Here is an 11,829-nt window from a genome sequence, read left to right on the forward strand (position 1 = left end):
TCCTGAAAGAGAACCTGAACCACCATGCCCAAGGCATTTTTCCCCCGGATTGGGGCCATCCGTTTCGAAGGTCCCGACACCAAGAACCCGCTGGCGTTCCGGCACTACAACCCCGACGAACGGGTCGAGGGCAAGCCGATGAAGGACCATCTGCGATTCGCCGTGGTGTACTGGCACACCATGCGCGGCAGCGGGGCCGACATGTTCGGGTGGGGGACGGCCCGGCGGACGTGGCAGACCGGGGAGGGGACGGTCAAGGACGCCGTGGCGCGGGCGCGGGCGATGTTCGAGTTCGTCGGGAAGATCGGGGCGCCGTACTACTGCTGGCATGACCGGGATGTGGCGCCGCACGGGAAGACGCTGGCGGAGTCGAACCGGAATTTCGACGCGGTGGGCAAGGTGTTGAAGTCGCTCCAGGACGACACGGGGATCGGGTTGTTGTGGGGGACGGCGCAGAACTTCGTGCATCCCCGCTACATGCATGGGGCGGCCACGAGCTGCAGCGCGGACGTCTTCTGCTTCGCGGCGGCCCAGGTGAAGAAGGCGTTGGAGTGGACGCACGAGCTGAAGGGTGCCGGGTACGTGTTCTGGGGCGGGCGCGAGGGGTATTCGACGCTGCTGAACACGGATCTGAAGCGGGAGATGGACCATCTCGGGCGGTTCATGCACATGGCGGTGGACTACAAGAAGAAGCTCGGGTTCAAGGGGCCGTTTTACATCGAGCCCAAGCCCAAGGAACCCACCAAGCACCAGTACGATTCCGACGCGGCGGCGTGTCTGAACTTCCTGCGCGAATACGGGCTGCTCGACCACTTCAAGCTCAACATCGAGACCAACCACGCCACGCTGGCCGGTCACACCATGCAGCATGAACTCGAGGTGGCCGCCGCCGCCGGGGCGCTGGGGTCGATCGACGCCAACATGGGCGACGTGCTGCTGGGCTGGGACACCGACCAGTTCCCGACCGACCTCTACCTCACCAGCCAGGTGATGCTCACCCTGCTGAACCACGGGGGATTCACCACGGGCGGGACCAACTTCGACGCCAAGGTCCGGCGGGAAAGTTTCACGCCCGAGGATCTGTTTCATGCCCACATCGCCGGCATGGACGCCTTTGCGCGCGGGTTGAAGATCGCCGCGGCGATCCGCAAGGACGGGCGCCTCGCCGAGTTTGTCCGGAACCGGTACCGAAGCTGGGATGACGGGATCGGGGCGCGCATCGAGTCGGGCAAGGCGGGCTTCGCCGACTGCGAACGGCATGCGCTCAATCTGGGCGAGGTCAAGGACCTCGAGTCCGGCCGGCAGGAGTGGCTGGAAGCGCTCTACAACGAGTTCATCTAGTGCCGGTGGGCGGTCGGACCCCGGACGGGGACTCCGGGCCGGGTCGCGCCGATCGCCGGTCGATCCTCATGTCCACCGAGAAAACGGCACCTTCGCCCGCTGCCATGGGTGGCCCGAGGGAGTCGGGGTCACCCGGTGAAGACTCCCATCCCGAGGCCTATCTTGAGGCCTATCCTGAGGCCGTCCGGGATCGCAATCGGTGGGTGGTCGAGCGACGCGGGGCGCGGGTTCCGGTGGATCCGCGGCGGCCGGCTGGCTGGCTGGTGGAGACGGAGCCGGACGGCGAGGGGCGGGAGATTCCGATCCTGACGGTGTTCCTCACCAACCGGGAGTGCCCGTGGCGCTGCGTGTTCTGCGATCTGTGGAAGCACACCCTGGAACGGCGGGTTGGTCCGGGTGATCTGGCGGCGCAATGGGAGGTGGCGTCCGGGGACGAGGCTGTCCGGGAGGCCCGGCCGCGATGGGTGAAGCTGTACAACGCCGGGAGTTTCTTCGATCCCGGCGCGATTCCCGGTGGGGAATGGGCGTCCCTGGCGGAGCGGGTGCGAGGGTTCGATCGGGTGATTGTCGAGTCGCACCCGCGCTGGATCGGCGACCGTGTCTGGCGCTGGCGGGATCTGCTTCGGCAGGGACGGGGCGGGGCGGAAGGCGGGGGGGCGGAACTGGAAGTCGCGATGGGACTCGAGACCGCCAATCCGGCGGTGCTGGAGCGGCTGAACAAAGGGGTGACCCTCGATGGATTCCGGCGGGCCGCCTCGGCGTTGCGCCGCGAAGGGGTTGCTCTGCGCGTCTTCGTGCTGGTGCAGCCTCCGTTCGAGGAGCCGTCCGAGACCGTCGCCTGGGCGGTGCGTTCGGCGGCCTTCGCCTTCGAGTGCGGTGCCGGAGTGGTGTCGCTGATCCCCGTCCGACCCGGCAACGGGGCACTGGAAGCGCTGCAACGGCTCGGACAGTTCACCGCTCCGCGATTGGGGGCGTTGGAACAGGCCTGGGAAGGGGTGCATCGACTGGGGCGAGGTCGGGTTTTCGCGGACCTCTGGGGACTCGAGACGTTCCGGCGGTGCAGTCCCTGTTTCGACCGCCGGTTGGAGCGTCTGGCCGGGATGAACCGGAGCCAGGCCCCCGGATGGGCCGGGCATTGCGCGTCGTGCGGGGACGAGTGGGGTGGGCGGGAAAAGTCAACCGCAGGGATTGCCGGAAGCGGAGGGGGTTGGTAGCGTCCGCGCGTGCTGGCGCTGACGGGGCAGCAACAAAAGGTTTTGGCAGGCGTCCTGCTCCTGCTGCTGGTGGGGTGGGCGGTGCAGACGTGGCGTTTGGCGCACCCGACGGACGAGATCCGGCCAATTCAGGAAATCGATGCAGAACGTGAGCTTTGAAGAGGTGGTCGAGCGGATTGTCGAGGCCGATCCGCGCTATCACGCGGATGCGTACGACTTTCTTAGGGAAGCGCTCGACTACACCCAGCAGCACATCGTCAATGACCTCCCGAGCGAAGTTCCCCGCCATGTCACGGGGCAGCAGCTTTTGCAGGGGATCCGGGATCTGGCCCTGCGCCAGTTCGGCCCGATGACGATGACCGTGCTCGATGCCTGGGGCATCCGTCGCTGCGAGGATTTTGGGGACATCGTGTTCAACCTGGTGGAGCACCGGTTCCTGCGGAAGCGGGACGAGGACCGCCGGGAGGATTTCCAGGGTGGCTACGACTTCGAGGAGGTCTTCGTCCTGCCATTCCTGCCCAGTTCCCGCCGGCAGACCCGGCAAAACCAGCCGGCTCCCCGGGTCGAGTGACGGGCCGCGGGTTGGAACTGCGGGTTCGAGTCGCGGGTTCGAGTCGCGGGTACGAACTGCGACGGGAGGCGCCGGTTCAATCCCGGCGCGAGGTGAAGATGGCAGCGGCGATCATGGCCGCTCCGAGGAGCCAGCAGCCCAGGCTGGAATTGGGGACTCGCACGGACTGCGGGGGACGGCGCAGGATCGGGGGTCATGTTTGCGCCTTCGGACCTGTTTGATTTGAGCGAGACGGAGCACGCGGCCTTGTTCGAGGGTTGCGAGACGGCATGGGACGCCCTGCGGAGACTGGGGGATTACGTGAAGTCGGTGGCCCGGTCGGAATTGCGGAACACGTGTGACGGGGTGGCGTGGGTGGGGGACAACGTGTTCATCGGCGAGGGGACGGTGGTCGAGGATGGGGCGATGATTCAGGGTCCGACGGTCATCGGGCGCCGCTGCCGCATCCGGCACAACGCCTACATTCGAGGGAACACCCTGGTGGGGGACGACTGCGTGGTGGGGAACGCCTGCGAACTGAAGAGCGCCGTGCTCTTCAATGGCTGCCAGGTGCCGCACTTCAACTACGTGGGGGATTCGATCCTCGGCCATCGGGCGCATCTCGGGGCCGGGGTGAAGATATCCAACCTGAAGATCGTGGAGGGAACGGTGTTTGTGGAGCACGAGGGCCGGCGGGTGGACAGCGGGCTGCGGAAGTTTGGGGCGCTGATCGGGGACCACGCCCAGGTGGGGTGCAACGCGGTGTTGAACCCGGGCACGATTCTCGGGCGCCACGCGCTGGTCTATCCGAACGTCAACTGGCGGGGTGTCCTGCCTGCGCGTCACGTCGCCAAGAACCGGGCCGTCGTCGAGGTGGTCGCCTGGACTCCGACGGGCACGTGAGGACGCCGAAGATGCGCCGGGGGGGTGCATCCCGGAGTTGTGGGTGAGGAGGCAGCGAATCGGAGGGACGAGCTCCGCGAGTCCTCAACCCAACGCTCCACACCCTTGCGGCCTCGTGGAACCCGGCCCTCCGAGGCGAGGCTTCGCGAAATTCGCACCGCTCCCCACAACTCCGGGATGCACGACGCGCCAGGCTTTGCCCGGGAATCGCCTTGCCGGGCGGGGGAGGAAGGGGGTAGCAGAGGGTAGCCATGAAAGGACCGTCCTCCCGGGGTGAACGGGCGTTCACGCTGATCGAACTGCTGGTTGTGATCGCCATCATTGCGATCCTGGCGAGCATGTTGTTGCCGGCGCTGGCGAGCGCGAAGTCGCGGGCGATGGCCATCAGTTGCCTGAACAATCTCAAGCAGATGGGCCTGGCCCACTTCGTGTATGTGAACGACTTCGGAAAGACCGTGCCGTACGCGCAGTACCAGGATCTGTGGATGCGGGCGTACGTCGATCACCATGCGGGGGCTCATAAGGTGCGGTTGTGCCCGGTGTCCCGGGAACAGCGGGCCAAGGCGCCGCGGAAGTCCCTGAAGGGCTCGGGGCCGTCGCGGTTTGCGGAGCTGGGGACGCTGGACGAGGCATGGATCTGGCGGACCAACGGGCCGGCCACGAGCGGGATCGAACCGGGATACCATGGCGGGTATGCGTTCAATTCGTGGTTGTACGCGGGCGGCTGGCCGTCGGGTTGGGCGGAGGAGAACCGGGCCTTCAAGGCGGAGAGCGACGTCACGCAGGCGGCCATGACCCCGGTGCTGGGCGACTCGATGTGGGTGGATGCCTGGCCGCGGGCGGAGCAGCGACCGTCATTCAACGGATACTACGGTTGGAATGATGGGGGCATGGGACGGTACCTGATCGCCCGCCACAGCCAGTCCTCGGAGGCCCGGAGCGGCCGGACCCTGCCGGCCGGGGCGAGCGTGAAGACGACGATCCAGTTTGTCTTCCAGGATGGACACGCGGAGGGAGTGCGGCCGCGGAAGATGTGGGAACTTTCCTGGCACCGGGATTATCAGCCGCCGGCGAATCCGCCGTTCTAGTGCGGCAGGAGCCGCGGTGCGGGGCGGCGGTGCGGGGCGGGGCGGGCGAGGCGCGGGTGGGAGTCAGCCGGGGGGGACTTGGAAGTGGGGGGACTGGCTGAGGAAACGGACGGGATTCTGGAAGAGGACGCGGTCGATGACGTCGGCGGGCCAGCGGCGGCGGCGCATTTCGAGGGCGGTCTGGGGGATGGCCAGGGGGACGCTTTCGCCCCAGTCACAGGCGGAATTCATCCAGAGCCGGTCGGTGCCGTAGCGGTCGAGGATATCGATGGCGCGGGCGGGGGTGCACTTGCTGACCGGGTAGAGGGTCATGCCGGCCCAGTGGCCGCGGTCGAGGACGGAGCGGACGGTATGTTCCTCGACATGATCGATGATGACGCGGTCCGGGCGGATGCGGGGATGGTTGCGGAGGGAATCGAGGATGAGCTGGGTGCCCTTGCGTTTGTCCTCGAGGTGGGGGGTGTGAACGAGGATGAGCTGGTCGTGGCGGGCGGCGAGGTCGATGTGGAGTTCGAGCACCTCGCGTTCGTTGCGGGAATTCTTGTTGAGACCGATTTCGCCGATGCCGAGGACGCCGGGACGATCGAGGAATTGGGGGATGAGGGCGAGGACTTCGCGGGCGAGGGTGAGGTCCTCGGCTTCCTTGGGATTGAGGCAGAGCCAGCAGTAGTGGGGCAGCGAATAGCGGGCGGCGCGGCGGGGTTCGTGCTCGGTGAGCTGGAGGAAATAGTCGTGGAAACCCTGGGGCGAACTGCGGTCAAAGCCGGCCCAGAAGGCGGGTTCACAGACGGCGGCGCAGCCGGAGGTGACCAGGGAGAGGTAGTCGTCGGTCACCCGGCTGACCATGTGGGCATGGGGTTCGATGTAGCGCATGGGCTCGGGTGGGACTGCGGGCGGGGTTGCCGGGGGTTGCGTTATGGGGCGGGAGCGGGGGTGGGGGTGGGGCCGTGGGGTTCGGCGCGGGAGTGTTCGAGGAGACGGATGCGTTCCTCGAGCCGCTCGACGTGGCGGGCGAGGTCGGGGAGGCGATGGATGGCGATATACTGGCGTTTGGCCTGCTTTTCGGGGACAGCCGGAGCGCCGAGCCAGCGTTCTCCGTCGGGGATGGAATGCATGACGCCGGACTGCGCGCCGACGCTGACGCGGTTGCCGAGCTTGAGGTGCCCGGCGAGGCCGACCTGGCCGGCGAGGGTCACGTAGGAACCCAGCCGGGTGCTTCCGGCAATGCCGACCTGGGCGATGATCAGGCAGTGTTCGCCTGTGACCACGTTGTGGGCGATCTGGACGAGGTTGTCGATCTTGGTTCCCTGACCGATGACGGTGGCTCCGAGCGCGCCGCGGTCCACGGCGGCGTTGGCGCCGATTTCGACGTCGTCCCCGACGATCACCTGTCCGACCTGGGGGACCTTGCGGTGGCGACCTTCGTCGAACACGTAGCCGTAGCCATCCGAGCCGATGACGGCGCCGGCATGAATCCGGACACGATGTCCGAGTTCGGTTCTGGGGTAGAGCACGGCGTTGGGAAAGAGGCGGCAGTCGTCGCCGAGGCGGCAGTCGTCGCCGACATGATTGCCACCGAGGAGGGCGGAGCGTTCGCCGATGCGGGTGTGTTCGCCAACGACGCAGTGGGGTCCGATGTGGGCGGATGGCGCGATGATGGCAGAGGGGGCGACCACGGCGGAGGGATGGATGCCGGCGGGGTAGGCGGGTTCCGGGAAGAAGAGGGGCAGGACCCTGGCGAAGGCGATGCGGGCGTTGGGGACGCGGATGAGCGTCTTGGGCGAGGATTCGATGCCGGGTCCGACCAGAATGGCCGAGGCGGCGCTGGATTCGGCGGCGGCGAGGTAGAGTTCGTTTTCGGCGAAGGTCAGGTCGCCGGGGCGGGCGAGGTTGGCCGGGGCGAATCCGGTGAGGGGGAGGCTGGGGTCGCCGTGGACGGTTCCGCCGAGGGATTCGGCGACTTGGCCGGTGGTCATGAGGGGAGGGGGGCTGAGCGGGACGGGGTGGGCAGAAGTCGGTTGTGTTCGTCGAGGACGAGGACGCGGGGTCGCCAACCGGCGGCGGAGGCGGCATCGACGGAGGCGAAGGCCATGATGGTAAGGCGGTCGCCGACCTGGCCGAGGCGGGCGACGGCGCCGTTGAGTTCGATGGCGCCGGAGCCCGGGGGTCCGGGAATGACGTAGGTTTCCCAGCGGGCGCCGTTGGCCATGTTGCCGCAGAGGATGCGCTCGTAAGGGAGGAGATCCGCCGCCTGCATCAGGTCCGAGGCGATGGTCAGGCTGCCTTCGTAATCCAGACTGGCCGCGGTGACGGTGGCGCGATGGACTTTGGATTTGAGGAGGTGAACGAGCATGAAACGGTGGGGGTCCGGCGGTTGCCGGATTCCCGAACGGCCCGGGATGCGGCGGACCGCGCACCGGATCGATGCGGAAGGGTACAGGGATGGAGTCGGGCGGAACAATCCCCGTTTTGGCGGGCGTTGACGCTGCGGGCAGGGCCGGGTGAGTATCGGCGCGGAATTTCGGAACCAGCACCTATCGAGGAAGCACTTCAACCTTCACCAACGTATGGCAGACAAAGTTCTCCGGGTCGGCATGGTCGGGTACAACTTCATGGGCAAGGCGCATTCGAATGCGTGGCGCCAGGTAAACCATTTCTTTCCGGAACTGCCCGCCCGCGTCGAGATGCACACCTTGTGCGGGCGCAACCGCGAGGCGGCCACCCGGCACGCGGCCCTGTACGGATGGAACCATGTGGAGCACGACTTCCAGGCGCTGCTGGACAACCCGGACATCGATATCATCGACATCACCAGCCCGAACAATCAGCACGCCGAGATGGCCATTGCGGCGTGCCACGCGGGCAAGGCCGTGCTCTGCGAGAAGCCCCTGGCGATGAATGTGGCCGAGGCCGAGGCCGTGGTGGCCGCCGCGAAGAAGAACAAGACCATCAACATGGTCTGCCACAATTACCGGCGGGCCCCGGCCATCGCCTTCGCTCGCCAGATGATCGAGAACGGCGACCTTGGCGACCGGTTCTTCCACTTCCGGGCGCGGTATGCCCAGGACTGGATCGTGGATCCGAGCTTCCCGCTGGTCTGGCGCCTGCAGAAGGCCGTCGCCGGGTCCGGGTCCCACGGCGACCTCGCGGCGCACCTGATCGACGTCGCGCACTATCTGATCGGTGGCATGAAGGAGGTGTGCGGATTGATGGAGACCTTCGTCAAGGAGCGCCCGGTTCTCGCCGAGGTGGGGGCCGGCCTGAGCGCCAAGGCGGGAACCAAGATGGGCAAGGTGACCGTCGACGACGCGGTGAGTTTTGTAGGCCGCTTCAAGAACGGGGCAGTGTGCAACATCGAGGCGACCCGCTTCGCCACCGGGCACAAGAACGGCATGGAGTTCGAGATCAATGGCAACAAGGGCTCCATCATGTTCGCCTTCGAGGACATGAACCGCCTGAAGTATTACAGCGCGGCGGATCCGGCCGGAAAGCAGGGCTTCCGGGATATCCTGGTGAGCGAACCCGGGGTGCATCCCTACTGGAAGGCATGGTGGCCTCCCGGCCACATCATCGGGTACGAGCACACCTTTGTGCACACGGTGGCGGATCTGATCACCAATGTGGTGGAGGGTCGCAACACCCATCCAACCTTTGCCGACGGGCTGGAATGCCAGAGGGTCCTCGACGCCGTCGATCAGTCCGCGAAGACGAAGGCCTGGGTCAAAGTGTAACCGTCAGGTGGCGGGGGGACTGGCGGGGGGACTGGCGGGGGGAACACATGCGCGAGCGGGGGAACGAACACACGCGCGAGCGGGGGAACATGCGCGACTCGCGGATGTTTCCTGCCGGTCCCTTCCTTGTCGGTCCTAGTCCTCGGTCCTAGTCCTCAGTCGAGTCGGGCGCGGCGGCGGATCCACCATGTGCATCCGCATATCAGGCCGAGGGCGGCCGCGCCGAAGACGGTTGAAGATTCGGGGATGGGGACCGTTGCGAGGGTGAACTCGAGTTCGTAGGAACTGATTCCCACCACCGTTCGGGCGTTCAGGGGGGACGACCACTGCTCGGCGAAGGAATCGGCCGAGGCGAACAGGCGGTAGATTCCGGGATCGAGCAGGCCGTTCCACGAGAAGAATTCGTCGTTGGTCAGCGTTTGGAAGAGCAGCAGATCGTTGGAGACATCGTACAGGAACAGCTCGTTTGCCAGCAAGGGAACGGACGCGCCGCCCGTCACGATGGCCTGGGTATCGACCAGGCCGACGAGGGAAGCCGTGCTGAGATCGGGCACGGAGAACACCAGATCGAACATCGATTCAGCCGCAGCGATGCCCCGCTTCTCGACGATCGGCAGGAGTGTCGTCGAAGAGCTGGCCGCACCGGACGCGGAAACGACGAAGGAGCCGATGACCGAATCCTGCCGGGCGACGCCTTGGGCGAACACCAATTCGGAGCCGGAGACAATGACCGTCAGGGGATCGACCTCGGCGAGGAAGGGCGAATAATCCGGCGCGGACGCTGCGTCCTGGTTCCAATCCCAATTGCCGAGGATTTCCGCCTTGGCTTCCGCGGACACGGACCGGGCCTGGGATACTGGAACGATCTGCGCCGTTGCGGGAACCAGCGCCGTCAACCATGCCAGGGTGATTAAGACAGGGAGTTGTGGATCGAGGCGCATAACGAATTGGGCTACGTCACCACTGCGGAGGGTGGGGCTGCTGTCGAGTGTCTGTCAAGCACGCCGGATCGCCTGGAAAAAATCGAAGCTTGCCTGGGCACAGGGGGACGGGCAAACGGAGTGGCATCCTTCGAATCCGGAACGGCCATGCACTATTTCCATTCTCAGACCCGGACCGTGGGGGGCGGCACCGGGCGTTGGCGTTGGGGGTTCACCCTGATCGAACTGCTGGTGGTCATCGCCATCATCGCGATTCTGGCGAGCATGCTGCTGCCCGCCCTGGCAAAGGCCAAGGCGAAGGGGCAGGCGATCCACTGCATCAACAGCCTGAAGCAGATGGGCATCGCGATGCTCCTCTATTCGGATGAAAACGACGGGTACATCCCGCGGGGGAACGGATATCCGTGGTTCCTGGCCTACCTGCCATACATGCCCCAGGGGGTGACCGACCAGGATTACCGGGCGGTGCGCATTTACCGGTGCGCGGGGTATCCCAACACCGATTCCCGGAGGCGGCAGATCATCACGTACGTGATCAATGCCTGGAAGTTCGCTGGACCGCACGATCGGACGGGGTCGGAGCAGGTGGGTCCGTCGAAGATCACGGCCTTCGAGATTCCAAGCGATACGATTCACCTGACGGACAACGAGAACGGGAACTGGCGCCCGATCATCACCGGCTACCGGGACGCCATCACCGACCTCAACGACGTCTGGGCGCCCGGTCATTTGCCTTACCGCGAGGGGCCTGGACCCCTACGGCTGAGCGGGGAGCGACGGGTGGCGGCGCAGCGGCACAGTCAGGGGGCCAATGCGGTTTTTCTCGATGGACATGCCAGGTATCTGAAGGCGCAGGCGATCGTGACGGACCTCTGGCGGGAGGTGCGTACAGCGCGGTAGGCGTGCCTGGGCTGCCTGGTGGCAGGGCGGTGGCAGGGCGGTGGATTTCCGGGAGTGACGGGGGAAGGATTTGAACCATGAACCCTTGGCGATTCAGGCGGAGACACCGCGTTGCGGGTCCGAGACTCCGGCCGGCGACAGGTGCGGCGGGGTTCACATTGATCGAGTTGCTGGTGGTGATCGCCATAATCGCCATCCTGGCCAGCATGCTCCTGCCGGCCCTGGCCCGTGCGAAGTCGAAGGCCAGCCAGACCTACTGTCTCAACAGCGTTCGCCAGATCGGCCTGGCATCAGCGCTGTACACCGGGGACTACCAGGACCGCATTGCGCGCATGCTCAACTGGGGCAAGGCGTGGGGCAACGGGTACCGGATCGGAGACCAGTGGATGCCGGAGATGTTCCAACCCTATCTCGGAACCAACACGGTCAAACCTCAGGTCGCCGATCGAAGGCAGCATCGTCCGTTTCCGGGCGTGCTGGCCTGTCCGTCGGGCCTCAAGGTGAGGATCGTGGTGCGCGGGTCGGGAGACGACACGTTCGGGAGAGACTTCTTCTTCGACAACGACGGGGTCAGCTACGTGTGGAACCACATGTATTACGACCCGCACCGGCGGGTGTACGGGGAGAAGGCGATCAGCGGCCGGCCGGCCTCGGACATCCGAAGTCCCTCCAAGGCGGTTTTGGTGTGGGAGATCCCGTATCATCGGGCGCAGAACATGCCGCACCAGGGGGGGATGAATGTGGTTCGGGCAGACAACAGCGCCGGGTGGTTCCGGGGCAATCCGCGGCAGACGGACTGGTGGTTGAACCACAGTTTCGAGGGTTGGGATTCCGACGAACCGCCTCCGGCCCAGCCATTGTAACGGCGCCGGAGGAAAGGGAAGAACGGGAGAGGGCGGCTCAGACGAAGCGCCTCACCCCACCGCATCCACTTGCAGATCCCGCAATACGGTCAGCCCCGGGATGGGGGCGCCGCGGATGATCCGTGCGCCGCTCTTGCGCCGCTTGCCGAACTTGTCCCGGTGCCACTCCCACATCTGGTCCACGAACTCCTTCGATCCCAGGAACACCCCGTCGGTCATGTGCCGGATCCGCAACCGCAGGATCTGGCCCAGCGGCAACGCCCCGCCCCGCGCCAGTTCCGCCCGGATCGCCTCCGGA

At 66.1% G+C, this 11,829-nt stretch carries 14 protein-coding genes; 9 read left to right on the plus strand and 5 right to left on the minus strand.

The annotated features are described in order from the left end of the window. Nucleotides 1-24 precede the first annotated feature (24 nt). The 6 genes from xylA to KF833_20880 all read left to right on the plus strand — a co-directional run bounded on the left by xylA (nucleotide 25) and on the right by KF833_20880 (nucleotide 5,096). A complete protein-coding gene (gene xylA, locus KF833_20855; protein ID MBX3747765.1) occupies nucleotides 25-1,341 on the plus strand; it encodes a xylose isomerase in 1,317 nt (438 codons plus the stop codon). Nucleotides 1,342-1,409: 68 nt separating this feature from the next. After that, nucleotides 1,410-2,555, plus strand: a complete 1,146-nt coding sequence (locus KF833_20860) for a radical SAM protein (GenBank protein MBX3747766.1) — start codon at nucleotides 1,410-1,412, stop codon at nucleotides 2,553-2,555. 9 nt (nucleotides 2,556-2,564) lie between these two features. After that, nucleotides 2,565-2,714 (plus strand): hypothetical protein, encoded by a 150-nt coding sequence (locus tag KF833_20865; GenBank protein MBX3747767.1) that lies wholly within the window; start codon nucleotides 2,565-2,567, stop codon nucleotides 2,712-2,714. Continuing rightward, nucleotides 2,695-3,126 (plus strand): hypothetical protein, encoded by a 432-nt coding sequence (locus KF833_20870; GenBank protein MBX3747768.1) that lies wholly within the window; start codon nucleotides 2,695-2,697, stop codon nucleotides 3,124-3,126. The genes KF833_20865 and KF833_20870 overlap by 20 nt, the downstream gene beginning before the upstream one ends. Before the next feature lie 195 nt (nucleotides 3,127-3,321). Then, a complete protein-coding gene (locus tag KF833_20875; protein ID MBX3747769.1) occupies nucleotides 3,322-4,008 on the plus strand; it encodes a UDP-N-acetylglucosamine diphosphorylase in 687 nt (228 codons plus the stop codon). Between the two features lie 251 nt (nucleotides 4,009-4,259). Next, the gene (locus tag KF833_20880; protein ID MBX3747770.1) at nucleotides 4,260-5,096 is read left to right on the plus strand and encodes a type II secretion system protein; all 837 of its coding nucleotides are present in this window, start codon (nucleotides 4,260-4,262) and stop codon (nucleotides 5,094-5,096) included. A 63-nt stretch (nucleotides 5,097-5,159) separates the two neighbouring features. Here the strand turns inward: KF833_20880 and KF833_20885 are convergent, their stop codons facing one another. From KF833_20885 to KF833_20895, 3 genes are read right to left on the minus strand one after another with little or no spacing between them, the layout of a single operon-like run. Beyond that, nucleotides 5,160-5,969, minus strand: coding sequence for a TatD family hydrolase (locus tag KF833_20885; protein MBX3747771.1), 810 nt, complete (start codon nucleotides 5,967-5,969; stop codon nucleotides 5,160-5,162). 41 nt (nucleotides 5,970-6,010) lie between these two features. Then, nucleotides 6,011-7,072 carry a UDP-3-O-(3-hydroxymyristoyl)glucosamine N-acyltransferase gene (lpxD, locus tag KF833_20890; protein ID MBX3747772.1) on the minus strand — a complete coding sequence of 354 codons (1,062 nt, stop codon included), beginning with the start codon at nucleotides 7,070-7,072 and terminating at the stop codon, nucleotides 6,011-6,013. After that, entirely contained in the window at nucleotides 7,069-7,449 is a 381-nt protein-coding gene (locus KF833_20895; GenBank protein MBX3747773.1) for an aspartate 1-decarboxylase, read from the minus strand. Before KF833_20895 ends, lpxD begins: the two co-directional genes overlap by 4 nt. A 214-nt stretch (nucleotides 7,450-7,663) precedes the next feature. On the opposite strand from KF833_20895, the gene KF833_20900 reads away from it, so the two are divergent. Beyond that, nucleotides 7,664-8,827: a Gfo/Idh/MocA family oxidoreductase gene (locus KF833_20900; protein MBX3747774.1), complete on the plus strand. Its 1,164-nt coding sequence runs from the start codon at nucleotides 7,664-7,666 to the stop codon at nucleotides 8,825-8,827. Nucleotides 8,828-8,982: 155 nt separating this feature from the next. Here KF833_20900 and KF833_20905 read toward each other — a convergent pair whose 3' ends face one another. After that, nucleotides 8,983-9,666: a hypothetical protein gene (locus KF833_20905; GenBank protein MBX3747775.1), complete on the minus strand. Its 684-nt coding sequence runs from the start codon at nucleotides 9,664-9,666 to the stop codon at nucleotides 8,983-8,985. Between the two features lie 249 nt (nucleotides 9,667-9,915). On the opposite strand from KF833_20905, the gene KF833_20910 reads away from it, so the two are divergent. Together KF833_20910 and KF833_20915 are read left to right on the plus strand one after the other, a co-directional pair. Next, nucleotides 9,916-10,668 carry a prepilin-type N-terminal cleavage/methylation domain-containing protein gene (locus KF833_20910; protein ID MBX3747776.1) on the plus strand — a complete coding sequence of 251 codons (753 nt, stop codon included), beginning with the start codon at nucleotides 9,916-9,918 and terminating at the stop codon, nucleotides 10,666-10,668. Between the two features lie 77 nt (nucleotides 10,669-10,745). Continuing rightward, complete coding sequence (locus tag KF833_20915; protein MBX3747777.1) at nucleotides 10,746-11,531, plus strand: type II secretion system protein; 786 nt, start codon at nucleotides 10,746-10,748, stop codon at nucleotides 11,529-11,531. A gap of 51 nt (nucleotides 11,532-11,582) precedes the next feature. Here KF833_20915 and KF833_20920 read toward each other — a convergent pair. Then, nucleotides 11,583-11,829 (minus strand): hypothetical protein (locus KF833_20920; protein ID MBX3747778.1); only part of this gene is annotated, 247 nt, incomplete at its 5' end.

The sequence above is a fragment of the Verrucomicrobiia bacterium genome (assembly GCA_019634625.1).
Taxonomy (GTDB): domain Bacteria; phylum Verrucomicrobiota; class Verrucomicrobiia; order Limisphaerales; family CAIMTB01; genus CAIMTB01.